The sequence below is a fragment of the Bradyrhizobium sp. 142 genome, assembly GCF_023074015.1.
In the GTDB taxonomy this organism is placed as follows: Bacteria; Pseudomonadota; Alphaproteobacteria; order Rhizobiales; family Xanthobacteraceae; genus Bradyrhizobium.
The window spans coordinates 1-25147 of the sequence record NZ_JADPKQ010000414.1; the positions used below are offsets into that span (position 1 = coordinate 1).

The 25147-nt window shown below is 64.0% G+C and carries 26 protein-coding genes and 1 pseudogene; 16 read left to right on the forward strand and 11 right to left on the reverse strand.

The features are described from left to right. Positions 1 to 219: 219 nt before the first annotated feature. The gene (rho, locus tag IVA82_RS38075; protein ID WP_148744193.1) at positions 220 to 1485 is read right to left on the reverse strand and encodes a transcription termination factor Rho; all 1266 of its coding nucleotides are present in this window, start codon (positions 1483 to 1485) and stop codon (positions 220 to 222) included. A gap of 246 nt (positions 1486 to 1731) precedes the next feature. Then, positions 1732 to 2154 carry a protoporphyrinogen oxidase HemJ gene (gene hemJ / locus IVA82_RS38080; protein ID WP_247388605.1) on the reverse strand — a complete coding sequence of 141 codons (423 nt, stop codon included), beginning with the start codon at positions 2152 to 2154 and terminating at the stop codon, positions 1732 to 1734. Between the two features lie 522 nt (positions 2155 to 2676). Between hemJ and IVA82_RS38085 the strand changes: the two genes are divergently transcribed. Genes IVA82_RS38085 through dnaQ form a run of 4 tightly spaced genes read left to right on the forward strand, consistent with a single transcriptional unit; the run spans position 2677 to position 5502 of the window. Beyond that, the gene (locus tag IVA82_RS38085; protein WP_148744196.1) at positions 2677 to 3516 is read left to right on the forward strand and encodes a pyruvate, water dikinase regulatory protein; all 840 of its coding nucleotides are present in this window, start codon (positions 2677 to 2679) and stop codon (positions 3514 to 3516) included. Between the two features lie 9 nt (positions 3517 to 3525). Next, a complete protein-coding gene (locus IVA82_RS38090; RefSeq protein ID WP_247388606.1) occupies positions 3526 to 4134 on the forward strand; it encodes a Maf family nucleotide pyrophosphatase in 609 nt (202 codons plus the stop codon). 23 nt (positions 4135 to 4157) lie between these two features. Continuing rightward, on the forward strand, positions 4158 to 4757 hold the full coding sequence (coaE, locus tag IVA82_RS38095) for a dephospho-CoA kinase (protein ID WP_247388607.1): 600 nt from the start codon (positions 4158 to 4160) through the stop codon (positions 4755 to 4757). 28 nt (positions 4758 to 4785) lie between these two features. Beyond that, a complete protein-coding gene (gene dnaQ / locus IVA82_RS38100) occupies positions 4786 to 5502 on the forward strand; it encodes a DNA polymerase III subunit epsilon (protein WP_247388608.1) in 717 nt (238 codons plus the stop codon). On the opposite strand, the gene secB is transcribed toward dnaQ, so the two are convergent. After that, complete coding sequence (gene secB / locus IVA82_RS38105) at positions 5499 to 5981, reverse strand: protein-export chaperone SecB (RefSeq protein WP_148744199.1); 483 nt, start codon at positions 5979 to 5981, stop codon at positions 5499 to 5501. The two genes, dnaQ and secB, sit on opposite strands and share 4 nt — an antisense overlap. Before the next feature lie 401 nt (positions 5982 to 6382). Here secB and IVA82_RS38110 point away from each other — a divergent pair, with 401 nt between their 5' ends. From IVA82_RS38110 to IVA82_RS38120, 3 genes are read left to right on the forward strand one after another with little or no spacing between them, the layout of a single operon-like run. Then, positions 6383 to 7084, forward strand: a complete 702-nt coding sequence (locus IVA82_RS38110) for a Tim44/TimA family putative adaptor protein (RefSeq protein ID WP_247388609.1) — start codon at positions 6383 to 6385, stop codon at positions 7082 to 7084. Beyond that, positions 7062 to 8621 (forward strand): MltA domain-containing protein, encoded by a 1560-nt coding sequence (locus IVA82_RS38115; protein WP_247388610.1) that lies wholly within the window; start codon positions 7062 to 7064, stop codon positions 8619 to 8621. The genes IVA82_RS38110 and IVA82_RS38115 overlap by 23 nt, the downstream gene beginning before the upstream one ends. Next, positions 8618 to 9208, forward strand: coding sequence for a Smr/MutS family protein (locus IVA82_RS38120; protein WP_247388611.1), 591 nt, complete (start codon positions 8618 to 8620; stop codon positions 9206 to 9208). The genes IVA82_RS38115 and IVA82_RS38120 overlap by 4 nt, the downstream gene beginning before the upstream one ends. A 188-nt stretch (positions 9209 to 9396) precedes the next feature. Here the strand turns inward: IVA82_RS38120 and IVA82_RS38125 are convergent, their stop codons facing one another. The 5 genes from IVA82_RS38125 to hslV all read right to left on the reverse strand — a co-directional run bounded on the left by IVA82_RS38125 (position 9397) and on the right by hslV (position 13964). Further along, positions 9397 to 10521, reverse strand: coding sequence for a hypothetical protein (locus tag IVA82_RS38125; protein ID WP_247388612.1), 1125 nt, complete (start codon positions 10519 to 10521; stop codon positions 9397 to 9399). A 239-nt stretch (positions 10522 to 10760) separates the two neighbouring features. Next, positions 10761 to 12065, reverse strand: a complete 1305-nt coding sequence (gene hslU, locus IVA82_RS38130; RefSeq protein WP_247388613.1) for an ATP-dependent protease ATPase subunit HslU — start codon at positions 12063 to 12065, stop codon at positions 10761 to 10763. Between the two features lie 52 nt (positions 12066 to 12117). Further along, positions 12118 to 12735, reverse strand: a complete 618-nt coding sequence (locus tag IVA82_RS38135) for a DUF2585 domain-containing protein (protein WP_247388614.1) — start codon at positions 12733 to 12735, stop codon at positions 12118 to 12120. Then, the gene (locus IVA82_RS38140) at positions 12732 to 13217 is read right to left on the reverse strand and encodes a GNAT family N-acetyltransferase (protein WP_247388615.1); all 486 of its coding nucleotides are present in this window, start codon (positions 13215 to 13217) and stop codon (positions 12732 to 12734) included. The genes IVA82_RS38135 and IVA82_RS38140 overlap by 4 nt, the downstream gene beginning before the upstream one ends. Before the next feature lie 186 nt (positions 13218 to 13403). Next, positions 13404 to 13964 (reverse strand): ATP-dependent protease subunit HslV, encoded by a 561-nt coding sequence (hslV, locus tag IVA82_RS38145; RefSeq protein WP_247388616.1) that lies wholly within the window; start codon positions 13962 to 13964, stop codon positions 13404 to 13406. A gap of 204 nt (positions 13965 to 14168) precedes the next feature. Here hslV and hisB point away from each other — a divergent pair, with 204 nt between their 5' ends. From hisB to coaA, 7 genes are all read left to right on the forward strand, one after another. Beyond that, on the forward strand, positions 14169 to 14762 hold the full coding sequence (hisB, locus tag IVA82_RS38150; RefSeq protein ID WP_247388617.1) for an imidazoleglycerol-phosphate dehydratase HisB: 594 nt from the start codon (positions 14169 to 14171) through the stop codon (positions 14760 to 14762). 64 nt (positions 14763 to 14826) lie between these two features. After that, positions 14827 to 15357: a DUF2628 domain-containing protein gene (locus IVA82_RS38155; RefSeq protein WP_247388618.1), complete on the forward strand. Its 531-nt coding sequence runs from the start codon at positions 14827 to 14829 to the stop codon at positions 15355 to 15357. Further along, positions 15354 to 16004 (forward strand): imidazole glycerol phosphate synthase subunit HisH, encoded by a 651-nt coding sequence (gene hisH, locus IVA82_RS38160; RefSeq protein ID WP_247388619.1) that lies wholly within the window; start codon positions 15354 to 15356, stop codon positions 16002 to 16004. Before IVA82_RS38155 ends, hisH begins: the two co-directional genes overlap by 4 nt. A gap of 190 nt (positions 16005 to 16194) precedes the next feature. After that, complete coding sequence (hisA, locus tag IVA82_RS38165; RefSeq protein ID WP_247388620.1) at positions 16195 to 16926, forward strand: 1-(5-phosphoribosyl)-5-[(5-phosphoribosylamino)methylideneamino]imidazole-4-carboxamide isomerase; 732 nt, start codon at positions 16195 to 16197, stop codon at positions 16924 to 16926. 10 nt (positions 16927 to 16936) lie between these two features. After that, positions 16937 to 17713, forward strand: a complete 777-nt coding sequence (gene hisF, locus IVA82_RS38170) for an imidazole glycerol phosphate synthase subunit HisF (protein WP_148744211.1) — start codon at positions 16937 to 16939, stop codon at positions 17711 to 17713. 76 nt (positions 17714 to 17789) lie between these two features. After that, positions 17790 to 18116, forward strand: coding sequence for a phosphoribosyl-ATP diphosphatase (locus tag IVA82_RS38175; RefSeq protein ID WP_247388621.1), 327 nt, complete (start codon positions 17790 to 17792; stop codon positions 18114 to 18116). Between the two features lie 27 nt (positions 18117 to 18143). Next, entirely contained in the window at positions 18144 to 19100 is a 957-nt protein-coding gene (coaA, locus tag IVA82_RS38180) for a type I pantothenate kinase (protein ID WP_148744213.1), read from the forward strand. Between the two features lie 155 nt (positions 19101 to 19255). Here coaA and IVA82_RS38185 read toward each other — a convergent pair whose 3' ends face one another. From IVA82_RS38185 to IVA82_RS38195, 3 genes and pseudogenes are all read right to left on the reverse strand, one after another. Further along, positions 19256 to 21484, reverse strand: a complete 2229-nt coding sequence (locus tag IVA82_RS38185; protein WP_247388622.1) for a PAS domain-containing hybrid sensor histidine kinase/response regulator — start codon at positions 21482 to 21484, stop codon at positions 19256 to 19258. Positions 21485 to 21609: 125 nt separating this feature from the next. Beyond that, positions 21610 to 22077: a hypothetical protein gene (locus IVA82_RS38190; RefSeq protein ID WP_247388623.1), complete on the reverse strand. Its 468-nt coding sequence runs from the start codon at positions 22075 to 22077 to the stop codon at positions 21610 to 21612. A 108-nt stretch (positions 22078 to 22185) separates the two neighbouring features. Then, positions 22186 to 23724 (reverse strand): annotated as a pseudogene (locus IVA82_RS38195) (YifB family Mg chelatase-like AAA ATPase). 228 nt (positions 23725 to 23952) lie between these two features. Between IVA82_RS38195 and IVA82_RS38200 the strand changes: the two are divergent. Together IVA82_RS38200 and IVA82_RS38205 are read left to right on the forward strand one after the other, a co-directional pair. Further along, positions 23953 to 24198, forward strand: a complete 246-nt coding sequence (locus IVA82_RS38200; protein ID WP_148738150.1) for a PilZ domain-containing protein — start codon at positions 23953 to 23955, stop codon at positions 24196 to 24198. A 155-nt stretch (positions 24199 to 24353) separates the two neighbouring features. Further along, a complete protein-coding gene (locus tag IVA82_RS38205) occupies positions 24354 to 25130 on the forward strand; it encodes a tetratricopeptide repeat protein (protein ID WP_247388624.1) in 777 nt (258 codons plus the stop codon). Positions 25131 to 25147 lie beyond the last annotated feature (17 nt).

The following is a 25147-nucleotide window of genomic DNA, read 5'->3' on the forward strand; positions in this document are numbered from 1 at the left end:
GGCTGGGTAGGCCTCGTTATCCGGTTCTTGTCCATCGGGCCGCAGGTTTGCTCCACGCTTCCTTCAAACCCCATCTCGCGATGACGCCCTTGCGCTTCGATAACCCTTCGCCGCCATCAGGCTGGGTAAAGGACTTCCACCTCCAAGCTGTCGAACATGCTCGGCACACCAATGAAAAGGGCGCCCGAAGGCGCCCTTCCGTCCAATGCTGCACCGCACTCAGGTGTTCATCGAGTCGAAGAACTCGGAATTGCTCTTGGTGCTGCGGAGCTTGTCGAGCAGGAAGTCGATTCCGTCCATCGTGCCCATCGGGTTCAGGATGCGGCGGAGCACGTACATCTTCTTCAGCAACACCGGATCGGTGATGAGCTCCTCCTTGCGGGTGCCGGAGCGCGAAATGTCGATCGCCGGGAAGGTGCGCTTGTCCGAAACCTTGCGGTCCAGGATCAGTTCCGAGTTACCGGTGCCCTTGAACTCTTCGAAGATGACTTCGTCCATGCGGCTACCGGTATCGACCAGCGCGGTCGCGATGATCGTCAGCGAGCCACCCTCCTCGATGTTGCGGGCGGCACCGAAGAAGCGCTTCGGCCGCTGCAACGCGTTGGCGTCGACGCCGCCGGTCAGCACCTTGCCGGATGACGGCACCACGGTGTTGTAGGCGCGGCCGAGGCGCGTGATAGAATCGAGCAGGATGACCACGTCGCGGCCATGCTCGACCAGGCGCTTGGCCTTCTCGATCACCATCTCGGCGACCTGGACGTGGCGCACCGCCGGCTCGTCGAAGGTCGAGGAGACGACCTCGCCCTTCACCGAGCGCTGCATGTCCGTGACTTCTTCCGGACGCTCGTCGATCAAGAGCACGATCAAATAGCACTCGGGATGATTGTGCGCGATCGAGTGCGCGATGTTCTGCATCAGCACCGTCTTGCCGGTGCGCGGCGGCGCGACGATCAGGGCGCGCTGGCCCTTGCCGATCGGCGCGACAATGTCGATCACCCTTGCGGAAAGGTCTTTCCGCGTCGGGTCATCGATTTCCATGCGGAAACGCTGATTCGGAAACAGCGGCGTGAGGTTGTCGAAATTGACCTTGTGCTTGGCCTTTTCCGGATCCTCGAAATTGAGCGTGTTGACCTTCAGCAGCGCAAAATAGCGCTCGCCCTCTTTCGGGCTGCGGATATGGCCTTCGAGAGTGTCACCGGTGCGCAGGCCGAAGCGGCGAATCTGCGAGGGCGAAACGTAGATATCGTCCGGGCCCGGCAGATAATTGGCGTCCGGCGAGCGCAGGAAGCCGAAGCCGTCGGACAGCACCTCGACGACGCCCTCGCCGACAATGTCGGTTTCCGCGAGCGCGAGCTGCTTGAGGATAGCGAACAGCAGCTCCTGCTTGCGCATGGTGCTGGCATTCTCGACCCCGTTCTCTTCCGCGAACGAGACGAGCTCGGCCGGGGTTTTCGACTTGAGGTCCTGGAGTTTAATTTCCCGCATTGGGGTGGTCCTGTGGGGTAACCTTGGGAGGGGTGCGAGGAGGCTCTGAAATGCGGACGCGAGAAGGTAAGGTCCGCAGGTCTGGCAAGGTGAGCGCCGGTGAGGCTTCAAACCCGATGCGGCGTCCGGCCTCTGGAAAGCTCGGACACGACCACATCCGCCTGCGTTGGGTGGGATATCGCCAATATAGAAAATCGCTCTTCACTCCGCAAGCCGAAGCGCTGAGCGATCGATCGCGAACGCTGCCTAGAACGGCTTCACGATCACCATGATGACGATCAAGATCATTAGGACGGTCGGCACCTCGTTGATAATTCGATAGAATTTCTGACTCCGCGGGCGCCGGTCGGCAGCGAAATCCTTCAGCCAGCGCGAAAAAAAGCCGTGGACCGCCGACATCGCCAGGACCAGTGCCAGTTTTACGTGCAACCAGGGTGAGGCGAACCAATGGCCGGACCAGGCGAGGTAGAGCCCGGCGAGCCAGGTGACGATCATCGCTGGGTTGATGATCGCCCTGAGCAACCGGCGTTCCATGACCTTGAAGGTTTCCGATTGCTTCGAGCCGACCTCCGCCTCGCAGTGATAGACGAACAGCCGCGGCAGGTAGAGCATGCCCGCCATCCAGGAGATGACGGCGATCACGTGCAGCGCTTTGATCCATTCGTACATGCCGAAAAAACCCCACTTCGTGTTTTGACGCGTTTTCTTGCCGCGAAGCGGGATCCACTTCGCTCGAAAATGCTCTGGCTCAGCAATCGTGGATAGACCGTCGTCAGTAAGAATTCATTCATAGATGCGGGCGCACACACATATCCTCGCGCTCGGCTCTTCTAAACCTAAAACTTTTAGAATCTTAAGGTTTGAGTCTGAGTGACCGTGAATTGGACTCACACAATTCCGTCCGCCACTTCACGTGCGTTTGTTCACATCCATCAACATGTCCCGCGAAGGTCCGGCGTGACCGGATAAGTCGTCCAGCCTCAAGGGCTTGCGCACGGCTGTCGGCAGCCTATCAACGGGGTTGTCCGCGCAATTCAGATTCTGCGTTGCGCGGACGCTGAACTTGTTCCGACGGGCAGGGGTGTGAACAAAATTGGCGGTTATCCCGCCCGTGGTGTCGCGCAACCCTTTCCGAGGGGTTAAGGTCCACAGAAATCCACAAACCGCCCCGCCTCCATACAAAGAGTTTTTGTGCCGACATCGAACAATTATTTCCATCTGCACCTGGTCTCCGACTCCACCGGCGAGACGCTGATCACCGTCGCGCGTGCGGTCGCCGCGCAATACGCCAATGTAACGCCCGTCGAGCATGTCTATCCGCTGGTGCGGAGCCAGAAGCAGCTCGATCGCGTGCTCGACGAGATCGAGGAGGCGCCCGGCATCGTGCTGTTCACGCTGCTGGAGAAGGATCTGGTTTCGCGGCTCGAGGACAAGTGCAAGAACATCAACGTTCCGAGCTTGTCGATCATCGGGCCGGTGATGCAGTTGTTCGAGGCTTATCTCGGCGCAGCGACGACCGGCCGGGTCGGCGCCCAGCACGTCCTCAACGCCGAATATTTCAAGCGCATCGACGCGCTGAACTACACCATGATCCATGACGACGGCCAGCATGTCGAAGGGCTCGAGGACGCCGACGTCGTGCTCGTCGGTGTCTCCCGGACCTCGAAGACGCCGACGTCGATTTATCTCGCCAATCGCGGCATCCGCACCGCCAACGTGCCGCTGGTGCCGGGCATTCCCGTGCCGGCGCAATTGGAAACGCTGATCCGGCCGCTGGTGGTGAGCCTGCACGCGACGCCGGAGCGCCTGATCCAGGTGCGGCAGAACCGCTTGCTCTCCATGGGCGCCGATTCCAGCAGCGACACTTATACCGACCGGCAGGCGGTGGCCGAAGAGGTCGCGTTCGCGCGCAAGCTGAGCGCCAAGCACGATTGGCCGCTGCTTGACGTCACGCGACGGTCGATCGAGGAAACCGCCGCGGCGATCATGAAGCTTTACAGTGATCGCCAGCGCAACCGACCCTCGGAATAAGTTTTCGCGATGGCTCTCTGGCGCGGCAAATCTCCATTGATCCTGGCCTCGCAAAGCGGAGCGCGCAAATTGCTGCTGGCCAATGCCGGGCTGGAGTTCAAGGCGATTACGGCTGACATTGACGAACGCGAAATTCAGGCGGCCTCCAAGCTTTCAAGCCCGCGCGAGATAGCTTTGCTGTTGGCCTGTGAAAAGGCCAAGGCCGTATCGGCGCATCATCCGGAAAGCTACGTGATCGGCGCCGACCAGACCCTGGCTCTCGGGAATCGTCTTTTCAACAAGCCTGCTGGCCGCGCTCAGGCCATGATGCAATTGCGCGAGCTTGCCGGCAAGAGCCACGCGTTGAATTCGGCCGTGGCCGTGGCACGCGACGGCAAAGTTGTTTTTGAGGATGTCTCGGTGGCTCGCATGACCATGCGGCAGATGTCCGAAGCCGAGCTGGAGGCCTATCTCGATGCTGCCGGTGACGCCGTGACGACAAGCGTCGGCGCCTATCAGCTCGAGAGCCTGGGAATCCATTTGTTCGAGCGAATCGAGGGCGATCACTTCACCATTCTCGGCCTGCCGTTGCTGCCGCTGCTTGCGTTCCTGCGGCACGAACGGTTAGTTGCAGTGTGAACGGCAGGGATGGCTGTGCGCTGATGCGGATCCTGGGACTGACCGGCTCGATCGGAATGGGCAAATCCACCACCGCGAAATTGTTCGCGGAGGCGGGCGTTCCCGTCTACGACGCCGATGCCGCCGTCCATCAACTCTATGAGGGCGAGGCGGCGCCGGCGATCGAGGCCGCCTTCCCCGGCACCACCGCCAACGGCAAGGTCGATCGGCAAAAACTGTCCGCGCGCGTCGTGCACGATTCCGCCGCCATCAAGCAGCTGGAGCAGATCGTCCACCCCATGCTCGGCGCATCGCGGCAAAAGTTCTTTGCCGACGCAGAAGCGGCCAAGGCGCCGGTCGTGGTTCTCGATATCCCGCTGCTGTTCGAAACCGGCGGTGAGAAGCGCGTCGATGCGGTGGTCGTGGTGTCGACCTCGCCGGAACTCCAGCGCGAGCGCGTGCTGGCGCGAGGCACAATGGACGAGGTGAAACTCGACGCCATCATTGCCAAGCAGACGCCCGACGCCGAGAAGCGCAAACGCGCCGATTTCGTAGTGGATACGTCACACGGACTTGAACCAGTGCGCGCGCAAATCAGGGACATCCTGGCCGAGGTCGTTAAGATGCCGCAGCGGCGAGCCTGATTCGCCGCCTCACACGGCTTGTCAAAACATGCGCGAAATCGTTCTCGACACCGAAACCACCGGCCTCGATCCGCTGCGCGGCGATCGCCTGGTCGAGATCGGCTGCGTCGAGATTTTCAACCGCATGCCGACCGGACAGACGTTTCACGTCTACATCAATCCGGAAAGGGATATGCCGGCGGAAGCCTTTGCGGTGCACGGGCTGTCGAGCGAATTTCTGGCGACGAAGCCGCTGTTTCACGAGGTCGTCGACGAATTCATCGCGTTCATCGGCGATGCGCCTCTGGTGATCCACAACGCCTCGTTCGATATCAGCTTCATCAATGTCGAGCTCGACCGCATCAAGAAGGCAGCTATCCCACGCGATCGGCTGGTCGATACGCTGTTGCTGGCGCGGCGCAAGCATCCCGGCGTCTCGAACCGGCTCGACGATCTCTGCTCGCGCTATGCGATCGACAATTCGCACCGCACCAAGCATGGCGCGCTGCTCGACGCCGAGTTGCTGGCTGAAGTCTATATCGATCTGATCGGGGCGCGGCAGTCGCAACTGATCCTGGCCTCGGACAGCGAAGAGATTCGCGTCAACGCGACCGGAGAAGTCACGCGGCGACAGCGGGCCGTGCCGCTTGCGCCGCGGATTTCGGACGCCGAGCGCGAGGCCCACCGGGCCTTCATCGCCACGCTCGGCGACAAGGCGATCTGGAACGAGTTCCTGCCGGCTCTGGCGGTTAATCCGGCCGGTTAGGCCTGACCGCTCGGCTGAGCGGCCATTTGCCGCTCCATGTTCTGGCGATAGAGACCGACGAAATCGACCGGGTCCAGCATCAGGGGCGGGAACCCGCCGTCGCGGACTGCGGTCGCGATGATCTCGCGCGCGAAGGGGAACAACAGCCGCGGGCATTCGATCATGACCAGCGGATGCAGATTCTCCTTCGGCACGTTGGAGATCCGGAACACGCCGGCATAGGCGAGCTCGAACGAGAACATCACCTTGCCCGCGGTTTCGGCCTTGCCTTCGACCGACAGCGTCACCTCGAACTCCTGTTCGCTGAGGTTATTGGCGCTGACGTTGATCTGGATGTTGATCTGGGGCGGCTGGCCCTGGGACTGAAGCGAGCTCGGCGCGTTCGGGTTTTCGAACGAGAGGTCCTTGGTATACTGGGCCAGCACGTTGAGCTGGGGAGCCTGGGCCGCCTCGGGAGGGGTGCCGTTACCGTTGGTCATGAAAGTCTCTCCTTACCCGATTGGGGCTGAATTTCGCGGCGGTTGGCTAACATAGGGCCGCCTCGTTCCACAAGGACGAACGATCCGGGAGGGGATCGCCGGCTCGTCGCCACAACTGTGACGTTCGAGCCGGCTTCCTGGCCGAAGGGCGCCGTAAACGATTGAAGATGCGCGATTTCCGGACAGGATCGGGTTTCCCCTTAAGCATAAAACGCGCTACACTCGCCTCTGTGCCAAAAGGCGCCATTGGCCGGGCAAGATTTCGTGCCTACATCCGGCGGACGTAACGCGCGGAGCCAAAATGGTGACGTAGACTTGCCGTTCCCGCGTGGAACGGTCTACTGGCCGGATTGATTTTCCCGGCAGTGACCTCCTGAAAAAGACCAGAAAGCGAATACGACGTGGACATCTACACCATCATCTTCCTAGCGCTGGCGGTCTTTATCTTCCTGCGGCTGCGTAGTGTGCTGGGGCAGCGGACCGGCAATGAGCGGCCGCCGTTCGACCGCACCGCCCGCAATGCGCTGGGCGCCCAGGACAAGAACGTCGTGACCATGCCGGGCAAGGTGATCGACCAGGCCCCGCTGGCGCCGACGACTGAACCGGCCCCGCCCTCCGATCGCTGGAAGGATTTGACCGAGCCGGGCACCGCGCTGGCGCAGGGCCTTGACGCCATCGTCGAGAAGGATTCCACCTTCGATCCGCGGCACTTCCTGTCCGGCGCCCGCGGCGCCTACGAGATGATCGTGCTGGCCTTCGCCAATGGCGACCGGCGGGCGCTGCGCGATCTCCTGTCGTCGGAGGTCTATGAAAGCTTCGATGCGGCGATCAAGGAGCGCGAGAAGAACGAGCGGAAGACCGAGACGCGCTTCGTCTCGATCGACAAGGCCGAGCTCGTCGGCGCCGAGCTGCGCGACCGCACCGGACAGCTCACCGTGCGCTTCGTCTCGCAGATGATCTCGGCCACCCGCGACAAGGCCGGCAACATCGTCGACGGCAGCGCCGACACGGTCGCCGACATCACCGACATCTGGACTTTCGCCCGCGACATCACCTCTCGCGATCCGAACTGGAAGCTGGTTGGCACCGGAAGCGCGAATTAAAGCTTTCTTGAAGACGAGCGCGGCGGCGCTGTGCGCCGCTGTCGTCGCGCTATCGTCGTTTTCGCTCGGCGCCGAGGCGGCGCGGCGCCACTATCGCAGCCACCATCATCATCCCGAATTGCCTGCCGTTCCCGCGCGGGCCTTGCCCTATCCGCAGCTCCCCCTGCCGTTCGAAATTCCCGGCACGCAATATTTGCCGCTGACCTGGGCCGACGTGAAGGGCTGGAGCGACGACGATCATCTCGCCGCCTACAAGACTTTCCGCGCCAGCTGCCGTTCGATCAATGCGCAGGTGGCCGCAGCTGAATCCAAGGTCGAAACCAAGATCGAGTACAAGGCTTTGGGCGCCTCGCTGAGTGAGCCCTGCCGTATCGTCAAATCGCTCGAACTCACCGACGACGCCAGGGCGAAGGCCTTTTTCGAGGAGAATTTCGCGCCGCTGCGGATCTCGCGGCTCGGCGAGCCCGATGGGTTCGTGACCGGTTACTACGAGCCGGTGCTTGACGGTTCGCGCACGCAGACCGATGTCTACAACGTTCCCGTCTATCGCCGGCCCTCCAACTTGTTCGTGCGTGGCTACAAGCAGGACTCGGTCAGCCTGCCCAACAAGGGCCCGGTCTACCGCAAGATCGGCCGCCGCAAGCTAGTGCCTTACTACGATCGCGGCGAGATCGAGGACGGCAAGATTGCCGGCCGCGGACTGGAGATCGCCTGGCTGAAGGACCCGACCGATCTTCTGTTCGCGCAGATCCAGGGCTCGGCCCGAATCAAGTTCGACGACGGCACCACGGTCCGGCTCAACTATGACGCCTATAACGGCTATCCCTACACCGCCGTGGGGCGCGTGCTGATCGAGCGCGGCATCATCCCGAAGGAGGAGATGTCGATGCAAAAGATCAGGGAGTGGATGGCGCAGAATCCCGATGGCGCCAAGGAGCTGCGCCGCCAGAACCGCTCCTACATCTTCTTCCGCGAAGTCAATTTGTCCGACAAGGACGAGGCCGTCGGCGCGCAAGGCATTCCGCTGACGGCCGGCCGCTCGATCGCCGTTGACAAATCGCTCCACGTCTATGGCACGCCGTTCTTCATCGAAGGCGAGCTGCCGATCGATTCCGAACGCGCCAAGACGCCATTCCATCGCCTGATGATCGCGCAGGACACCGGCTCGGCCATCATTGGACCTGCGCGCGCCGATCTTTATTTTGGCGCAGGCCAGGAAGCCGGCCGCGTCTCGGGCCGGCTGCGTCACGCCATGCACTTCGTGATGCTGGTGCCGAAGGGTGTCGATCCCCTCGCCCGCGGCGCGAGGCTGCCAGTGCCGGATCCGCGGCCGTCGGAGAGGATCGCAAAGCTGTTTCCGCAGACCGATCCCGCGAAGGATCCGACCAAGCCGGCCACGCCCGCTGCAGCCACGACGCAAGGCAAGAGCGAGACGGTCGCCATTGCGGGCCCGGTCCCGCTGCCGGCACCGCGCCCTGTGATCGAGCCAGTCCGCGAACCGCGCCGGCCCGCGAAAAATCGCCTCCATCAGCAATGAAGCGATCGTCGCGCCCGCCCGTGCTCGATACTCGTCCCTCGCCGCGCCGCCGCGCGCTGAGCCAGGAAGACCGCGAGCTGTGGGACCTCGTCGCCAAGCAGGTCAAGCCGCTCAGGAAGACCCGGGCGGCGAAACTGCACGCCGCGCCGCGCGCCGAACCCTTACCTCCAGTGCCGGGCGGCAAGCCCGCGCCGCCGGCAAGGCCGGTTGCTGCGGCGGCGGCACCGCGTATCGCGAGACCGTCGGTGCCGCCGCTGGCGCCGCTCGGCAAGCGCGAGCGGACAAAACTGTCGCGCGGCCGCAGCGAGATCGAGGCGCGGCTGGATCTGCACGGCATGACCCAGACGCGCGCCCATCGCGCATTGTCCGGCTTCCTCCAGCGCGCCCACCATGACGGCCTGACCTTCGTGCTCGTCATCACCGGCAAGGGACGGAGCGGCGGCGAAAGCGGCGTGCTGCGCCGCCAGGTGCCGGAATGGCTGAGCCTGCCGGAATTCCGCGCCTTCGTGGTCGGCTTCGAGGAGGCGGGTCTCGGCCATGGCGGTGAGGGCGCGCTTTATGTGCGAATCAGGCGGGCGAGATTTTAATGAGCTCGATCGGTCCGCAGGCTCCTTAACCTCTCCCGCGTGCGGGAGAGGTCGGCGCGAAGCGCCGGGTGAGGGCTGTTTCCTCACTGGGAATCTCTCTGCGGAGACACCCTCTCCCCACCCCTCTCCCGCAAGCGGGAGAGGGAGCGCACTGCCGCCGCCGCAGCTAGGTGTGTCCTTGCGAGACTCTAGAACGGCCGGATGATTCCGACGCGCGGGATCAGCGTGATGATCAAACCGGAGATGTTTGTCTTGCGATCGTCCGCCGGAATCGGCGGCACCATCCGCGCGGCCGGCAGCATCTTCACGGCATGCAGGATCAGGAACATGCAGACCGCCCAGTTCGAGATCCAGCGCGAATAGTCGAATACCATCGCGAACATCACGAGATAGGCGAGGCTGACGCCGACCAGCGCCGCGATCACCAGGCGGCGATGCATGTCGCTGGCAAGCGCGCCGATGAGGTTAGCAAAATAGCGCCACAGCGGCGTATGCAGCCAGATCAGCAGCGCGAATACGGGCACGCCGAGGATGTTGTGCGGCAGGCGGCCCCAGGTGTCGGCAATCTCCTTCGCCAGCGGCTGGTACCAGATGTAGCTGAATTGCAGCAGGTCGGTGCGCGACGGATCGGCCATCCGCGTCTTCAGATGCGCCACGAAATCCGCTTCCGGGATCGGCATCGTCCCCACAAACTGCGCCGCGAAGAACAGCGCGGAGACAAGAAGAAGTGCGACAACGCCGAACGCGACGTTGGTGCGATTGCAGCCGTGCGCGAGGTAATGCCTGATCACGACGATGGTGATGATCGTGGGCACATACATCAGCAGATGAATGTGGTGGATCAGGATCAGGACGATCGAGAACGTCGCGGCCGCCGCCACGAACAGGAGGGAGCCCGCCGGCATCAACAGCAGGATGATCGCCAGCGCGCAGCCATGGATGTCGAAATGGCCGAGCGTGTGCATGAAGTTCTTCAGGAAGAACGGCGAGCCCGCGATGAAGGTAAACAGCGGCAACGTCTTGGCAGCGAAGCCGAACGTGTTCTGGAATAGTTTGGCGAACAAAGCGAGCGTGGCCAGCCATGTCACGCCGCCGAGCCCGAACACCAGCCACACCGGCACCTTCGCGGTGAACAGCGCGACGATCGCTCCGATCAGCGCGCGCTTGATGAAGCCGAAATGATAGTCGACGAGGAGATGGATATAGGGGACGTAGGGCGGCAGCTGAATCTTGTGGACGAAGACGCCGATGATAACAGCGGCGTTGATCGCGAGCAGGATCCGCCAGGGATTTTGCAGGATGCTAGCGCGCACGTGGCACCTTCGGCGCGCAAAACTCCGCTGTCGTCCCGGACAAGCGATCCGGCAACGCGCAGCGTTGTCCGAAGCGAGCGCCGATCCGGGACTCATAACCACAGGATTTCGTTTGAGCCAACGCTGGGGCCGCTATCATTTCCAACAAGGACCGCCGGTGAGTATGGGTCCTGGCCCCCCGTGCGCAATTGCGCACTAGGCCGGGACGACGCCGGAATGAATAGCGCGGGCCTAGCGGATTACAAAATAAACCGGCTCAGATCGGCGTTCTTGGCGAGGTCGCCGACGTGCTTCTGCACGTAGTCGGCATCGATCCGGATGGTCTCGCCGTTGCGGTCGGGTGCGCTGAAGGAGATTTCGTCCAGCACCCGCTCCATCACCGTCTGGAGCCGCCGCGCGCCGATGTTCTCGACGGTCGAATTCACGGCTACCGCGACGTCGGCCAGCGCATCGATGGCGCTGTCGGTGACATCGAGCGTCACGCCTTCCGTCTGCATCAAGGCGACATATTGCTTGATCAGCGAGGCCTCGGGCTCGGTCAGGATACGCCGCAGGTCGTCGCGGGTCAGCGCCTGCAACTCGACGCGAATCGGTAGCCGTCCCTGCAATTCCGGCAACAGGTCGGACGGCTTGGCGACGTGGAAGGCGCCGGAGGCAATGAACAGGATGTGGTCGGTCTTCACCGCGCCGTGCTTGGTCGAGACCGTGGTGCCCTCGATCAGCGGCAACAGGTCGCGCTGCACGCCTTCGCGCGAGACGTCGCCGCCGACGCGGCCGTCGCGCGCGCAGATCTTGTCGATCTCGTCCAGAAACACGATGCCGTTGTTCTCGACCGCGCCGATCGCCTCTTGGGTCAACTGGTCGTTGTCCAGCAGCTTGTCGGATTCCTCGTTGACGAGGATTTCGTGCGAGCTTTCTACCGTCAGCCGCCGCGTCTTGCTGCGGCCCCCGAGCTTGCCGAAGATATCGCCGATCGAGACCGCGCCCATCTGCGCGCCCGGCATGCCGGGAATCTCGAACATCGGAAAACCGCTGCCGGAGGATTGCGTCTCGATCTCGATTTCCTTGTCGTTCATTTCGCCGGCGCGCAGCTTCTTGCGAAAGGATTCCCGCGTCGCCGCGCTGGCATTGGCCCCGACCAGCGCGTCGAGCACGCGCTCTTCGGCGGCGAGCTGGGCGCGCGCCTGCACATCCTTGCGCTTGCGTTCGCGCACCTGGGCGATCGCGACCTCGACGAGGTCGCGCACGATCTGCTCGACGTCGCGGCCGACATAGCCGACCTCGGTGAATTTGGTCGCCTCGACCTTCAGGAACGGCGCATTGGCAAGCTTGGCGAGCCGCCGCGCGATCTCGGTCTTGCCGACGCCGGTCGGACCGATCATCAGGATGTTCTTCGGTAGCACCTCCTCGCGCAGGGAACCTTCGAGCTGCTGCCGGCGCCAGCGGTTGCGCAACGCGATCGAGACCGCGCGCTTGGCTTCGGCCTGGCCGACGATGAAACGATCGAGTTCGGAAACGATTTCGCGGGGAGAGAAGTCTGTCATGGGATCTTAGCTAGGGTGAGAGGCGGGCCGGGACAAGCCGCTTTTTTGGCCGTCAGATGATCGGCGGTCCGGATTGCCAAAGTTTCACGACGTCGAGCGGATGGATCAGCATCAGAATGTTCAGCGTCAGATTGTCACGAATATGGAGCGCCATCATGACTTCGAAGGCGAGCCCGATCGCGACGGTCGCCGGGACAGGCAGCAGGCGCGCGGCGAGAAACCCCAGCACCATGAACGTCGTATCCGAGATCGAATTGACGATGCTGTCGCCGTAATAGTCCAGCGAGATGGTCCCGGCGCGGTAGCGCTCGATGATGAACGGGGAATTCTCGACGATCTCCCAGGCACCTTCGATCAGCATGGCCATGATCAGCCGTACCGGCCAGGAAAGACGCAGCAGCGGCAGCCGCGCGAACAGGATCCAGGTCAATCCGTAGAACAGGAAGCCGTGCAGCACGTGCGAGAAACTGTACCAGTCGGCGATGTGCTGGGAGTTCTCCGAAGAGTTCACCACGCCATGCCAGAGCTTAACGTAGCCGCAGGCGCAGATCGGCACCCGCCCCATGGCGAACAGGATCGAGGCTTGCAGCGCCAGCAGCAGCAGCGCGATGCCGAGCCAGGCGAGCGGCGGAAATGCGGCCTTGCCCTCGCGCGTGGTTGCCAGCGTCATGGCCCGCGCACCATCAGGAGCGCCGGGCCGTCGGGCGTCTCGACCATGCGATCGCGGACGAAGCCCGCCTTCTCGTAAGCGCGCACGGCACGCAGGTTGAGCGCATCAGGATCGGTGACGATGCGCGGCAGGCCCTGCTGCAGTTGCGCATCGGCGAACTGGCGGATGAATACCGAACCGTGGCCGCGCGCGATCATGTCGCTCTCGCCGATGAACTGGTCGATGCCACGCGTGCCCTCCGGTTGCGACCCGAATCCCGTATTCCAGGCGGTCAGCCTGTAGCATTGAAGATAGCCGAATGGCCGCATTCCGGCCAACACGATGAACTGGTCCATCGCCGGCTCGTCGAGATCGCCGCGCACGAGCGCAAACTGCTCATCCGGATCGCCCCACCATTCCCGCACATGCGCCTCGCCAAGCCACCGCCGAACCAGCGGCAGGTCGGCCGTCGTCATCGGGTGGAAGGTGTAAATGACGCTCATCTACTTACCACGGCGGTGCTGCGCTCCCTCTCCCGCTTGCGGGAGAGGGTTGGGGAGAGGGTGCTTCCGCAATGGGACAGTCCCCGTGTGGAAAGAGCCCTCACCCGCGCCTTCGGCGCGACCTCTCCCGCAAGCGGGAGAGGTTACAGCCGGTCCTGAGCTCCGCTGTTGGGTCACAGACTAGCCTTAGCCGCTCGCCAGGCTCTCGATGGTCACGTTGCGGTTGGTGTAGACGCAAATGTCGGCGGCGATGTCGAGCGAGCGGCGGACGATGGCCTCGGCGTCCTTGTCGGTGTCGAGCTGGGCCCGGGCGGCCGCCAGCGCGTAATTGCCGCCGGAGCCGATCGCCATCACCCCGGCCTCGGGCTCCAGCACGTCGCCGGTGCCGGTCAGGACCAAGGAGACATCCTTGTCGGCCACGATCATCATGGCCTCCAGCCGCCGCAAATAGCGGTCGGTGCGCCAGTCCTTGGCAAGCTCGACCGCGGCCCGGGTCAATTGCCCCGGATATTGCTCGAGTTTGGCTTCCAAACGCTCAAACAGCGTGAAAGCGTCGGCCGTGGCGCCGGCAAAGCCGCCGATGACGTCGCCCTTGCCGAGCTTGCGGACCTTTTTGGCGTTGGACTTGATCACGGTCTGGCCGATCGAGACCTGACCGTCGCCGCCGACCACGACCTTGCCGCCCTTGCGGACGGTCAAAATCGTGGTGCCGTGCCAGACCGGCGAGCTGTTCTGGGGGTTCTGCATGGAATACCTCGTTGTCCGGCCTGATCTAGGCGGTCGGGAGCCAAGGCACAACCGACGCACAACGGAACCGCTCCGGTCCCAAATTTTGCTCACCATAGACCGAACTGCCGCCCTGCCAAGGCGATCCCGCAGTAGCGAAGGCGTCATTTGGCTGTTAAAAGACCGGCGTTTTCGGCATCAAGACAGATTGGAAGCCAGCTTTCCATGCGCACCGCGACGATCAAGCGCAAGACCAAGGAGACCGACATCGAGGTGACCGTGAACCTCGATGGTACCGGCGTGTCCAAAATCGCGACCGGCATCGGCTTTTTCGACCATATGCTCGATCTCCTCGCCCGCCATTCCCGCATCGACCTGACGGTCAAGGCGGTGGGCGATCTGCACATTGATCATCACCATACCACCGAAGACACCGGCATCGCGCTCGGCCAGGCGGTCAAGCAGGCGCTCGGCACCATGGCCGGCATCACCCGCTATGCCGGCGTCCACATGCCCATGGACGAGACCCTGTCGCGCGTCGTCATCGACATCTCGGGGCGTTCGGTGCTGGTGTTCAAGGTCGATTTCCCCCGCGACAAGATCGGCGAGTTCGACACCGAGCTGGTGCGCGAGTGGTTCCAGGCCTTCGCCATGAACGCCGGCGTGACTCTCCACGTCGAGACCCTATATGGCGATAACAGCCACCATATCGCGGAGTCCTGCTTCAAGGGTCTGGCGCGGGCGCTGCGGGCGGCGGTCGCGATCGATCCGAAGGCGGCGGGCGAGGTGCCCTCCACCAAGGGCTCGCTCGGCGGCTGACATCTCGCTCCGGCGGGCGCGCGCCGCTTGCGGTTTCACTGAATTCGAAGAACGGGGCATCACTATGCCTGTCTATACGGTTCATGCTCCCACCCCCGGCGGGGATGACCTGCGCGCCACGGACAAGTTCGTCTTCGTGCGCGACGGTTTTCATTTCTGGGCGATGGTGTTCGGTCCGATCTGGCTGCTTTGGAACAGGCTCTGGCTGGCGCTGATCGGCTGGGTGATCTTCGTTGCCGCGTTCAATGCCGGGCTGTCCAGCCTCGGCGTCGGCCGCGGCTCGATCTTCTTTGCCGACATCATCGTCGCGCTGCTGATGGGTTTTGAAGCCTCGAGCTTGCGCCGCTGGACGCTGTCGCGCGGAAAATGGCGCCAGCTCGATATCGTCGTTGCCGACGACGAGGATACTGCCGAGCGCCGCTTCTTCGAGCGCTGGAGCCAGAAGCAGCGCGGCATCGTCAACGATCAGTGGGCCGTCGATCGCGGTGGCCCGCCGCCGACCCGCAACGTGCCGGGCCAGCAATTCTCCAGCCCACCGCCGCTGCCGGCGGGCGGCATAATCGGATTATTTCCAGAACCGGGAGGGTCAAGATGAGCGTCGCCATCATCGATTACGGTTCCGGTAATCTGCATTCCGCCGCCAAGGCCTTCGAGCGCGCCGCGCGCAGCTTGGAAAACCCGCAAAAGGTCTTCGTCACCAGCGATCCGGACCAGGCCTACAGCGCCGATCGTCTGGTGCTTCCCGGTGTCGGTGCCTTCGCCGATTGCCGACGCGGGTTAGACGCCGTCAACGGCATGGTCGAGGCGATCACCGAAGCGGTGCGGGTCAAGGCGCGTCCGATGTTCGGCATCTGCGTCGGCATGCAGCTGTTCGCCACGCGCGGCAAGGAGCATGTCATCACCGAGGGCCTGAACTGGATCGGCGGCGACGTCGAGAAGATCACGCCGCGCGACGAAAACCTGAAGATCCCGCACATGGGCTGGAATACGCTCGACGTGCTGCGCGAGCACCCGGTGCTGGAGCGGCTGCCGCTCGGCCCAAAGGGCCAGCACGCCTATTTCGTGCACTCCTATCACCTCAATGCCGCCAATGAAGCGGACGTGCTCGCGCGCGCCGATTACGGCGGGCCGGTCACCGCAATCGTTGGCAAGGACACCGCCATCGGCACGCAATTCCACCCCGAGAAGAGCCAGCGCTTTGGGCTGGCCCTGATCTCGAACTTTTTGCGATGGAAGCCGTGAGGACTCCAACGGTTTTCACCTCGTCATTGCGAGCGCAGCGAAGCAATCCAGAGTCTTTCCGCGGAGATAGTCTGGATTGCTTCGCTGAGCCTGTCATCGGGCCGCGCTTCGCGCGGACCCGGTGGCTCGCAATGACGGAGTGCATAGCTGATAGCCCCGTTCCCATGAGGCGAACGGGAGAAGGTGCGACATGATCCTCTTTCCCGCCATCGACCTCAAGAACGGCCAGTGCGTGCGCCTCGAGCAAGGCGACATGGCGCGCGCGACCGTGTTCAACCTCGATCCCGCCGCGCAGGCGCAGAGCTTCGCAGAGCAAGGTTTTGAATATCTCCACGTCGTCGATCTCGACGGTGCCTTCGCCGGCAAGCCGGTGAATGCGCAGAAAGTCGAGGGCATGCTGAAGAGGATCAAGATCCCGGTGCAGCTTGGCGGAGGCATTCGCGATCTCGCCACCGTCGAGGCCTGGCTTGCCAAGGGCATCACCCGCGTCATCATCGGCACCGCCGCGGTGCGCGATCCGGAGCTGGTGAAGGCTGCCGCGAAGAAATTTCCCGGCCGCGTCGCGGTCGGGTTAGACGCCCGCGACGGCAAGGTCGCGGTCGAAGGCTGGGCCGAGACCTCGCAGGTGACCGTGCTGGAAATCGCGCAGCGTTTCGAGGATGCCGGTGTCGCCGCCATCATCTTCACCGACATCGCCCGCGACGGTCTGCTCAAGGGGCTGAACCTCGATGCCACCATCGCACTGGCGGACGCGATTTCCATCCCCGTAATCGCCTCCGGCGGCCTCGCCTCGATCGAAGACGTCAAGGCGATGCTGACGCCGCGAGCGAAAAAGCTCGCCGGCGCGATTGCTGGCCGCGCGCTCTATGACGGCCGGCTCGATCCCACTGCGGCCCTCACGCTGATCCGCGCCGCGGCCTAGGAGACATCCGATGTTCAAGGTGCGCGTGATCCCCTGCCTCGACGTCAAGGACGGCCGGGTCGTCAAGGGCGTCAACTTCGTCGACCTGCGCGATGCCGGCGATCCCGTCGAAGCGGCGATCGCCTATGATGCAGCCGGCGCCGACGAACTCTGCTTTCTCGATATCACCGCGACCCATGAGAACCGCGGCATCATGCTCGACGTGGTCCGGCGCACGGCAGAGGCCTGCTTCATGCCGGTCACCGTCGGCGGCGGTGTACGTGAGGTCAACGACATCAGGACATTGCTGCGCTCCGGCGCCGACAAGGTCTCGATCAATAGCGCCGCGGTGTCGCGGCGCGAGTTCGTCAAGGAAGCCGCCGAAAAATTCGGCGGGCAATGCGTGGTGGTCGCGATCGACGCCAAGCGGGTCAAGCGTCCAGGTGGCTCCGACCGCTGGGAGATTTTTACCCATGGCGGGCGCAATTCGACCGGCATCGACGCCATCGAATATGCCCAAGAAGTAGTCTCGCTCGGCGCTGGTGAAATTTTGCTCACCTCGATGGATCGCGACGGCACCAGGCAGGGGTTCGACATTCCCCTGACCCGGGCGATCGCCGACAGCGTTCCCGTTCCCGTGATCGCCTCGGGCGGCGTCGGCAATCTCGATCACCTCGTCGACGGTATTCGCGACGGCCACGCCACGGCGGTGCTGGCCGCCTCGATCTTCCATTTCGGGGAATTCACCATCCGCGAGGCCAAGGAGCACATGACCCGGCGCGGCCTGCCCATGCGTCTCGATCCCTGACGACTCCAGTTCCAAAAAATGCTACATCGGCCGGTGAGACCGGCTGATCCAGCCCGGCGTGTTCTGAGTATTCCGTATGCCGCGTTTCACGATCCATGACCTGGCCGACACCATCGATGCCCGCGCGGCGGCCGGCGGCGAGGGCTCCTATACCCGCAAGCTCCTGGACAAGGGCGCCGAACATTGCGCCAAGAAGTTCGGTGAGGAAGCAGTCGAAACCGTAATCGCAGCAGTCGAAAACGATCGCGCGCATCTGATCGCCGAGGGCGCCGACCTGCTCTACCATTTCCTTGTGCTGCTCAAGGCCCGCGGCGTAAAGCTGGAAGAGGTCGAGGCGGCGCTGGACAAGCGAACCTCGATGTCCGGGTTGGAAGAAAAGGCGTCGCGCAAGGGCGGCAGTTAGCTGAGGTCGTAACGGAAAGGCGGCGTTATGGATATCCGCGCACCCGAGCAGCAGTACAATCCGTACCGCATCTATACGCGCGAGCAATGGGCGCGGCTGCGCGACGATACGCCGATGACGCTGGAGCCGGGCGAATTCGATCGCCTGCGCTCGCTGCATGATCGCCTGGATTTGCAGGAGGTCGAGGACATCTACCTGCCGCTGTCGCGATTGCTGTCGATCTATGTCGATGCGATGCAGCGGCTGTATTACGCGGAACGCCAGTTCCTCAACATCCGCGACCGCAAGATGCCCTACATCATCGGCGTCGCCGGCTCGGTCGCGGTCGGAAAGTCCACCACGGCCCGCGTGCTCCAGGCGCTGCTGGCGCGCTGGTCGCCGCGCCCGAAGGTCGAACTGATCACCACCGACGGTTTTCTCTATCCCAACGCCGTGCTCGAGCGGCAGGGCCTGATGCAGAAGAAGGGCTTTCCGGAGAGCTACGATCTGCCGCTGCTGCTCAGCTTCCTCTCCGACATCAAGGCCGGCCGCCGCCATGTGCGTGCGCCGGTCTATTCGCATCTGACTTACGACATCGTGCCGAACGAATGGGCCGAGATCGACCAGCCCGACATCCTGATCGTCGAGGGCGTCAACGTGCTGCAAACCGGCAAGCTGCCGCGCGACGGCAAGGCGGTGCCGGTCGTCTCCGACTTCTTCGATTTCTCGGTCTATATCGATGCCGATGAGGCGGCGCTGCGCCAGTGGTACATCCGGCGCTTCCTGTCGCTGCGCGACACCGCGTTCATCAATCCAAAATCCTACTTCAACCGTTACGCGCTGTTGTCGGACGAGGAAGCCACTGCGACCGCGATCGCGATCTGGGAGCGCACCAACCTCGCCAATCTCGAGGACAACATCCTGCCGACCCGCCCCCGCGCGACGCTGATCCTGAAGAAGGGCCCCGACCACGTGGTGGAGAGCGTGGCGCTGCGAAGGTTGTAATTTTTGGCGTCGTCGTGGCGAAGACCAGGACGACGTGGAGGATGCACGGTGTTCCAACGTGCTCGTCATTGCGAGCGCAGCGAAGCAATCCAGACTGTCACCGCGGAAAGATTCTGGATTGCTTCGCTTCGCTCGCGATGACGGTGGAGATTTCCCTACACCGCAATCTGCCGCGCCGCCGCCAGTCCGGCCAGGGCCTCTTCCAGCTTCTCGCGGTCCAGCGGCTTGATCAAAAACCCGTTCATGCCCGCCTCGAAGCAGGCATAGCGGTCCTCCGCCAGCGTATTGGCGGTCAGCGCCAGGATTGGTGTGTGACGGCCGCCTGTGGCTGCCTCGTGCGCGCGCACGCGCTTGGTTACCTCGATGCCGTCGAGCTGCGGCATCTGGATGTCCATCAGCACGAGATCGTAGGGCGTGCCGGCCGATGCGGAGGCGAGCCAGGATTCCAGCGCGGCCTCGCCATTGACCGCGATGCCGACGCGGTGGCCGAGTTTCGTCAGCAGCGACCGCATCAACAGCGCGTTGATCTCGTTGTCTTCGGCGACGAGGACCGACAGGCCTTTCGACGGCGTTGCATTGGCGGTGCTCTCAACCGGCGGCTCGGGGGCGAGATCTGGTGCGACAATTTCGGGCGCCAGCGCCAGCCGCGCGGCGAGCGAGGCGGCACGCAGCGGCTTGACCAGAAAGCCGGTGAAGGCGGCCGAAAGTTTCTCGTGGCGCGAGCTCGACGTCAGCAGAACGAGCCGCTGCGCCGCGTGTATGCGAGCCGCTTCGCCCAGGCGGTCGGCGACGTCAGGACCGAGCGCACGATCGATCAGCACCGCATGCCACGATCGTTCCGGCAGCAGCGCCTCGGCCACGGCGGCATCCGAGACCATGCAGATCTGGCCGCCCCAGCGCTCCAGCCGCCGCGCGATCAGCGAGGCCTCGATGCCGTAGGCGATCAGGAGAATCGACTTGCCGGTGAGGTCGGGGCTCGGGAATGCCGTCGGCCCCGTGCCGGCCTGCGATGCAGTCAACCGAATCGCAATCTCGAAGGTCGAGCCCTGGCCCGGCTCGCTCGTGAGCGTGATGCGGCCGCCCATGCGCTTGACGATGCGCTCGCTGATCGCAAGTCCGAGACCGGTGCCGCCATAGGTGCGGGCGACGCGCTCGTCGGCCTGCTCGAATTCGCGGAAGATGCGCGATTGCGCTTCGGGCGCGATGCCGATGCCGGTGTCGCGCACCAGAAAGCTGATCTCGCTCGGCCATATCCCGGGCTCGACGATCAGCGCGACGCCGCCGCTCGCGGTGAATTTGATGGCATTGCCGGCGAGGTTGAGCAGCACCTGGCGCAGTCGCGCCGCGTCGCCGACGAGTTCGAGCGGCAGGCGCTCGTCGACATAGGCGGCGATCTCGAGATTCTTGGCCTCCGCGCGCGGCGCCAGCAGCTCGGTGATGTCCTCGATGAGGGTCGAGAGCGCGAACGGGCGCTGCTCGAGATCGAGCTTGCCGGCTTCGATCTTTGAATAGTCGAGCAGCTCCTCGATCAGCGCCATCAGCGCCTCGCCCGAGGTCTTCACCGCCCTGGCATAGGTTGCCTGCTCGGGCGTGAGCGTGGTGTCGAGCAACAGCCCGCCCATGCCGATGATGCCGTTGAGGGGGGTGCGGATCTCGTGCGAGGCAATCGCCAGGAAGCGCGACTTGGCGCGGTTGGCGGCATCGGCCTGGTCGCGCGCCTCCGACAGCGCCCGTTCGGTTTCGGTGCGGTCGGTGACGTCGCGCCCGACGCTCTGCAATTCGGCCCCCTGGCCGGCATCGAGCCGCACAAAACCCTCGCGCCAGGCGATCCAGCGTCCGCCGGCAGGCGTCGCGATCTTCTGGTCGTGCATGCGCGTGCCGGTGCTTTCGCGCGCGCTTTCGCCCTGCTCCAGCACGTCGAAATCAAAGCGCGTGCCGATCAGTGCGTTGCGCGTTCGGCCAGCCAGCGCGCAATAGGCGTCGTTGGCAAAGGTGATGCGGCCCTGATGATCGCGCAGCACGATCAGATCGCCCTGCTGTTGGAACAGGCTGCGGGCGCGCTCTTCGGCTTCCTTCAGCTCCCAATTGCGATCGATCAGCGCTTCATTGTGGGTGGCCAGCGTGCGCAGCCGCTTGTTGACGAAGCGCAGCCGCATGCTCAGCGTGGCGAGGCCAAGGCAGGCGAGCGCGAACAGAAAACTCGCGCCGATCGCGAACGCGTTGGGATCGTAACCGGAATTCTCGGACCGGCTGCCGGTAATGAATCCGAAGGCGCCGCCAAAAGTCGCCGAGAAGATCACGAACGAGCGGATCGCGAACGCGATTCTGGGATGGCGACGCCTGAAGCGGCGCATCTGCACCTTGATCCGGAACGTCCGACCCATCGCAACCGACCCCGACTCTTGTCCGAAACCCCGCCACTGCCGTGTGCGACGATGTCTCGCCGACCTTGCGAACAGCTTGAGGCTCTGGGGCTGCTGCCAAACAGGGTTGACGAGGCGTTAACGTCTCAAAGCGAGGCGGCCTGAAGGTGGCGGGGGCCACCGTGAGCGCCGACGATCAGTGCTGCCGCGTCGCGCTGCGAGAACGTCTTCGATCGCACATAGATGCGGTAATCTGCCGGGCCTTCGCTGGAGAGATAGATCACAGGGCGGCCATCGACGGGCTGCGCGGCAATTGTGATGAGGCGCGTCGACGGATTGGCCTGGCAGGAATCCGGCTCCGAACCGATGCCGTCGTCGACGACGGCGAAATCCGCGGCATCAGGATCATCGGTGATCTGTACCCGCACCGTGGCCCGTGTCGGGTCTTCGGTGAAGGCGACGTGCACGCCGGCCGTCCAGAACAGGGATGTGAGCTCGACCGTGATCTCGCCAAGCGCGATGCAGGGATGCGAGACCGATCCGATCTCTGCGCGGGCGAATACTGCAGCCGCCAACATGGGAACAACCGAGGCCAGGATCTTGAAACGCAACATGACACTCTACTCGCCGGGCCCAGGGAAACCGGTACGGAGACTTGCGGGCCCTTATGGTTTGCAGAGAGTAAAGGAAACTCGTTACCGCCGGGTTGATGTGGCAGGCGGTCACGGCATCTGGCGTACATCCTCGGCAAGTGCGCGGTAGGACAGCGCCTCGGCAAGATGCAGCCGGCCGATCTTCTCGGTGCCATCGAGATCGGCGAGCGTGCGCGCCACCCGCAGCACGCGGTGATAGCCGGCGCGCCGATAGCCGCATGGTTTCGGCGGCATCGCGCAGCAGCTTGGCGCCTTGCGCGTCTGGCTTTGCGATCTCCTCCAGCACCGAGGCCGGCGCCTCGGCATTGGTGCGGACACGCGGCAGGCCGGCATCGGCGTAGCGCGCGAGCTGGATGTCGCGCGCCGCCGCCACGCGCGCGGCAACCTCGGCTGATCCTTCCGCTGCTGGCGGCAGGATCAAATCGGCGGCGGTGACCGCCGGCACCTCGATGCGCAGGTCGATGCGGTCCATCAGCGGGCCGGAGATCCGGGCTTGGTAGTCGCCGGTGCAGCGATCGATGCGGCCGCGCTTGCAGGCATAGCCGGGTTCGAATGCGTTGCCGCAGCGGCAGGGATTCATCGCCGCGACCAGCATGAAGCGCGCCGGATAGGTCACGCGATGATTGGCGCGGGACACCGCGACCTCGCCGTTCTCCAGCGGCTGGCGCAGCGAATCCAGCACGCGCGGATCGAATTCGGGCAGCTTGTCGAGGAACAGCACGCCCTGATGCGCCAGCGAAATTTCGCCGGGCTTTGCCCGCATGCCGCCACCGGTGAGCGCGGCCATGCTGGCGGAATGATGCGGCGAGCGGAACGGGCGCCGCGCGGTAGCGCGCCGCCTTGGATCTCGCCGGCAACGGAGGCGATCATCGAGACCTCGAGCAGTTCGCCGGGCGACAGCGGCGGCAGGATCGAGGGCAGCCGCGCCGCCAGCATCGATTTGCCGGCGCCGGGCGCACCGATCATCAGGAGGTGATGCCCGCCTGCGGCTGCGATCTCGAGCGCCCGCTTGGCGCTCTCCTGGCCCTTGATGTCGCGCAAATCGAGCGTGGAGGCGGCAGCCTCATGCACCTTCGGCGTGGGCCGCGACAGCACCTGCGTGCCCTTGAAGTGATTGGCGATCTGGATCAGCGAACTTGCGGCAACGATCTGGATGTCCGGGTTCGCCCACGCCGCCTCCGAGCCGCAAGCCGCCGGACAGATCAATCCTTCCTCGCGCGTATTGGCGCCGATCGCGGCGGGGAGAACGCCGGCCACGGGTGCGATCGAGCCGTCGAGGCCGAGCTCGCCGAGAACGGTAAAGCCCGTCAACGCATCCGGCGGAATCGCGCCGATCGCCGCCATCAGCCCGAGCGCGATCGGCAGGTCGTAATGGCTGCCTTCCTTGGGCAGGTCGGCGGGCGCCAGGTTGACGATGATGCGCCGCGCCGGCAGCGCCAGCCCTGAGGCGATCAGCGCCGCGCGGACCCGCTCGCGCGCCTCCGACACCGCCTTGTCCGGCAAGCCGACGATGGCAAAGGCCGGCAGGCCCGGCGCAACCTGCACCTGGACGTCGACCGCGCGGGCCTCGATCCCCTCAAAGGCGACGGTAGAAACCCGCTGAACCATGCCCGAAATCAAGCTGCCCTCTCGCACAATCGAGGGTAGCAGAGCGGAATGGCCGTGGCAAGAACAATACGGGAACACCCCTTGAGCGCGCCGAAGCCCTAACGAAGCGTAAGCGCGGCCTCGACACTATGTCTCGAATGCGAACGGCTGTCCTCAGCACATTCCAACGAATGTCCGCTACTCCTAGGGGTGCGGGATGGGCCGTGATCCAACAAGTGAACAATCAAAATGCTTGCAAATCGCCGGAGAAGCGAACGTCGGATGTGCACGCGGCTCGCCAAGATTCATTTTGGCGCCGGCTCGCTGCCTCGGGACTGCACGATTACCGACATCTCTGACGGGGGCGTGAAAGTGGTGGCGGAATTCCTGGAATTGCCGCCGCAATTCACTATCATCTTCGCGCCGGACTATTCCCGCCAATGCCGCCTGCGCTGGCGCATCGGCTGCGAGTTCGGCGCCGAATTCACCGACTAGACGAGCATGATCCGGACCCGAGGGGCCGCGCGAACGCAAAGGTGCAGCGGTTATCCGAAAGAGATCATGCTCAAACAAGAGACGCGCACGCGTCCTTAACGGGACTTTAGCGTTAATCGGTAAGCATCTCTGATCAGTCGCCGAGTGATCAGAGTATGTCCAAGCGTTCGCCCCTCGCCTGCCCCCCGGCGAGATTTCTGTTTCCCGCGCTCCTGGCGCTTGTCCTCGGCGGTTGCCAGACTATGAGCCTGGAGGACGTGACCGGCGCGCTCGGCGGCAAGCCGGAATCGGCGGGCAAGGCGGATGCGAAGCCGGACATGGACGCACTTCGCGAGCGCTATCGCGCCAGGCCGAGCGATCCCACCATCGCGATCGAATACGGCAAGGCGCTGCGCGATACCGGCCAGCGTGCGCAGGCGGTCGCGGTGCTGGAGCAGGCCGTGCTTGCCCATCCCAGCAACAAGGCGCTGCTCGCCGGCTATGGCCGCGCGCTCGCCGATGGCGGCAATTTCCAGCAGGCCTTCGACGTCCTAAGCCGCGCGCACACGCCCGAGGATCCTGACTGGCACATCCTGTCGGCGCAGGGCGCGGCGCTCGACCAGCTCGGCCGCAACGAGGAAGCGCAGCAATATTACGCCGCCGCGCTCAAGATCGTGCCCGACGAGCCGCAGGTTTTGTCCAACCTCGGCCTGTCCTACATGCTGCAGAACAATCTGCCGAGGGCTGAGGAGACGCTGCGCCGCGCGCATGAACGCAGCCCCGCCTCCTCGCGCGTGCGGGCCAATCTGGCCCTCGTGCTCGGACTGGAAGGAAAACTGGCCGAGGCGGAGACCATCGTGAAGGGCGATCTGCCGCCGGCCGAAGCGGCGGCGAAAGTCACGGCGCTACATCAGTTGCTGGCGAAGAAGCAGCAGCAGCGGGCCGACAAGTAGCCCGCCGCCCGTGCAGA

Bases quoted from the DNA above. Each gene is read 5' to 3' on its own strand.
- rho (WP_148744193.1), bottom strand. From the start codon at position 1,485: ATGCGGGAAATTAAACTCCAGGACCTCAAGTCGAAAACCCCGGCCGAG.
- hemJ (WP_247388605.1), bottom strand. From the start codon at position 2,154: ATGTACGAATGGATCAAAGCGCTGCACGTGATCGCCGTCATCTCCTGG.
- IVA82_RS38090 (WP_247388606.1), top strand. From the start codon at position 3,526: ATGGCTCTCTGGCGCGGCAAATCTCCATTGATCCTGGCCTCGCAAAGC.
- coaE (WP_247388607.1), top strand. From the start codon at position 4,158: ATGCGGATCCTGGGACTGACCGGCTCGATCGGAATGGGCAAATCCACC.
- dnaQ (WP_247388608.1), top strand. From the start codon at position 4,786: ATGCGCGAAATCGTTCTCGACACCGAAACCACCGGCCTCGATCCGCTG.
- secB (WP_148744199.1), bottom strand. From the start codon at position 5,981: ATGACCAACGGTAACGGCACCCCTCCCGAGGCGGCCCAGGCTCCCCAG.
- IVA82_RS38120 (WP_247388611.1), top strand. From the start codon at position 8,618: ATGAAGCGATCGTCGCGCCCGCCCGTGCTCGATACTCGTCCCTCGCCG.
- hslU (WP_247388613.1), bottom strand. From the start codon at position 12,065: ATGACAGACTTCTCTCCCCGCGAAATCGTTTCCGAACTCGATCGTTTC.
- IVA82_RS38135 (WP_247388614.1), bottom strand. From the start codon at position 12,735: ATGACGCTGGCAACCACGCGCGAGGGCAAGGCCGCATTTCCGCCGCTC.
- IVA82_RS38140 (WP_247388615.1), bottom strand. From the start codon at position 13,217: ATGAGCGTCATTTACACCTTCCACCCGATGACGACGGCCGACCTGCCG.
- hslV (WP_247388616.1), bottom strand. From the start codon at position 13,964: ATGCAGAACCCCCAGAACAGCTCGCCGGTCTGGCACGGCACCACGATT.
- hisB (WP_247388617.1), top strand. From the start codon at position 14,169: ATGCGCACCGCGACGATCAAGCGCAAGACCAAGGAGACCGACATCGAG.
- IVA82_RS38155 (WP_247388618.1), top strand. From the start codon at position 14,827: ATGCCTGTCTATACGGTTCATGCTCCCACCCCCGGCGGGGATGACCTG.
- hisH (WP_247388619.1), top strand. From the start codon at position 15,354: ATGAGCGTCGCCATCATCGATTACGGTTCCGGTAATCTGCATTCCGCC.
- hisA (WP_247388620.1), top strand. From the start codon at position 16,195: ATGATCCTCTTTCCCGCCATCGACCTCAAGAACGGCCAGTGCGTGCGC.
- hisF (WP_148744211.1), top strand. From the start codon at position 16,937: ATGTTCAAGGTGCGCGTGATCCCCTGCCTCGACGTCAAGGACGGCCGG.
- IVA82_RS38175 (WP_247388621.1), top strand. From the start codon at position 17,790: ATGCCGCGTTTCACGATCCATGACCTGGCCGACACCATCGATGCCCGC.
- coaA (WP_148744213.1), top strand. From the start codon at position 18,144: ATGGATATCCGCGCACCCGAGCAGCAGTACAATCCGTACCGCATCTAT.
- IVA82_RS38185 (WP_247388622.1), bottom strand. From the start codon at position 21,484: ATGGGTCGGACGTTCCGGATCAAGGTGCAGATGCGCCGCTTCAGGCGT.
- IVA82_RS38190 (WP_247388623.1), bottom strand. From the start codon at position 22,077: ATGTTGCGTTTCAAGATCCTGGCCTCGGTTGTTCCCATGTTGGCGGCT.
- IVA82_RS38200 (WP_148738150.1), top strand. From the start codon at position 23,953: ATGCTTGCAAATCGCCGGAGAAGCGAACGTCGGATGTGCACGCGGCTC.
- IVA82_RS38205 (WP_247388624.1), top strand. From the start codon at position 24,354: ATGTCCAAGCGTTCGCCCCTCGCCTGCCCCCCGGCGAGATTTCTGTTT.